The following is a 1,643-nucleotide window of genomic DNA, read 5'->3' on the forward strand; positions in this document are numbered from 1 at the left end:
TTATCTTGCACCGGGCGCCGTCCCGGGGGGGTGGGGGGGGGTGCGGGGGGGGGCGGCCCCCGGCGCCCGCCCCGCCCCCCCCGTCCGCGCCGCGGCCAGGTCCGCGGCCGAGTCGGTGATCACCGCGCCCGGGTCGGCGATGTCGGCGGCCGTGACCTCCGAATAGACCTCCGAATACGCCTCCGACGGCGCGGCGGTGGCCGCCGAAGCGACGGTCGCGCCGCCGAAGAGCAGGGCAGCCGACAACGCGGCCGCCTGGCAGATCATTCGCATGGGTGTCTCCCTCAGTAGGCCGGGTCAGGCGTCCCGGCGTCGACGGGGAGAACCCTGCGCGCCGCCGCTACACCGCCACTACACCGCCGCTCTCGCGGGCCCACGACAAAACCGGGACGGTGAAGACGGACGCGCGTGACAAATCCCGGGAAACGAAGTCCCGGGGTGAACGTCGCCACCCTCGGCGCGCCCACCGGTTCCCGGCCCGGCCACCACGCCGGGGCCGCCGGAATCCGTCCGGCGGCCCCGCGTCGATGCCGGAATCCGGCGGCCCGGAACTGCCGGGATCCGCCGGAATCGTTTCCCGCCAACGCAATCCTCCCTTGGTAGGTACCGGATCACCGGGCCGGAAGCGGAGTATTCCGTGCCACCACGTCGAATCGTCACCGGCTGGAGGAGTACTTCGTGAAACCCACCTCAGGAGTCCTGTGTGGACTCGTCGCGCTCTCGGCCGCGGTCGTCGCGCTGCAGGCCCCGGCCGCCGCGGCGGCGGCGCGGACCGATCTCGGGATCACCATGCAGGCGCAGCAGAAGGACCAGTGGTGCTGGGACGCCAGCGGCAACACGATCGCCGGCTACTGGGGATACTCCCTCACCCAGACCCGGTTCTGCCAGATCGCGCACAACGAATCCGGCAGCGACTGCGCCAACAACCAGGGCTACCTGTCCGACCAGCAGCGCGTGTTCCGCTACCTCGGCTTCCCGAACATCGGTACGTACAACTCGGGCGGCCAGACGCTTTCCTTCACCGGCGTCAAAACCCAGATCGACGCCGGGAAGCCGGTCGGCACCCGCATCGGCTGGCGCTCCGGTGGCGGCCACATGCACGTGCTCTACGGATATGACAATTCCGGCGGCGCCACCCGCGTCGAATACGGCGACCCGTGGCCGAACAACAGCCGCTACAACTCGATGAACTACGACACCTACCGCTCGAACAGCCAGTTCCAGTGGACCCACACGCTGTACGGGATCGAGGGATGAGCATGCTGCGGAAAGCGATGGGCGTGGCCGTTCTGGCCGGCGCCGCGATGCTCACCACGGGTGCCGCCGCGAGCGCGGCGGACGGACCGGCCGGGGCGCCGACCGCCGCCGACACCGCGGCCATCGGCCAGGTCACGAGCGGCCCGGCCACGCTCGGCCGCCTCGCCACGACGAAGTTCCCGGGCAGCCACGCGGCCGCGGCGGCGCAGCAGACCGCCGACCCGCGCACGCAGGTGCCGGTCTACGAGCCGACGGCGGCGTTCGTCGCCGGGAAGTCGGACGTGCCCGCCGCCCTCGCCTACGTCGCCGTCCCCGCGCGGACCGGCGACGGCACCGCCGCCACCGTGTGGGCGGAGCGCCAGGGCCCGGCCTGGACCGTCGTCAAC

At 72.3% G+C, this 1,643-nt stretch carries 2 protein-coding genes and 1 pseudogene; 2 read left to right on the plus strand and 1 reads right to left on the minus strand.

Features of this window, described 5'->3' with window-relative positions:
- The gene (locus ACFVYA_RS49915) at positions 1-273 is read right to left on the minus strand and encodes a hypothetical protein (RefSeq protein WP_387055702.1); all 273 of its coding nucleotides are present in this window, start codon (positions 271-273) and stop codon (positions 1-3) included.
- Positions 274-678: 405 nt separating this feature from the next.
- Here ACFVYA_RS49915 and ACFVYA_RS49920 point away from each other — a divergent pair, with 405 nt between their 5' ends.
- The gene (locus ACFVYA_RS49920; protein WP_285991485.1) at positions 679-1,257 is read left to right on the plus strand and encodes a papain-like cysteine protease family protein; all 579 of its coding nucleotides are present in this window, start codon (positions 679-681) and stop codon (positions 1,255-1,257) included.
- Positions 1,254-1,643 (plus strand): annotated as a pseudogene (locus ACFVYA_RS49925) (hypothetical protein); the annotation flags it as partial. The gene ACFVYA_RS49920 and the pseudogene ACFVYA_RS49925, both read left to right, overlap by 4 nt.

This window comes from Amycolatopsis sp. NPDC058278, assembly GCF_042881395.1.
Lineage (GTDB): Bacteria > Actinomycetota > Actinomycetes > Mycobacteriales > Pseudonocardiaceae > Amycolatopsis.

Coding starts and splice junctions, on each gene's coding strand:
- ACFVYA_RS49915 (WP_387055702.1), bottom strand. CDS start 273: ATGCGAATGATCTGCCAGGCGGCCGCGTTGTCGGCTGCCCTGCTCTTC.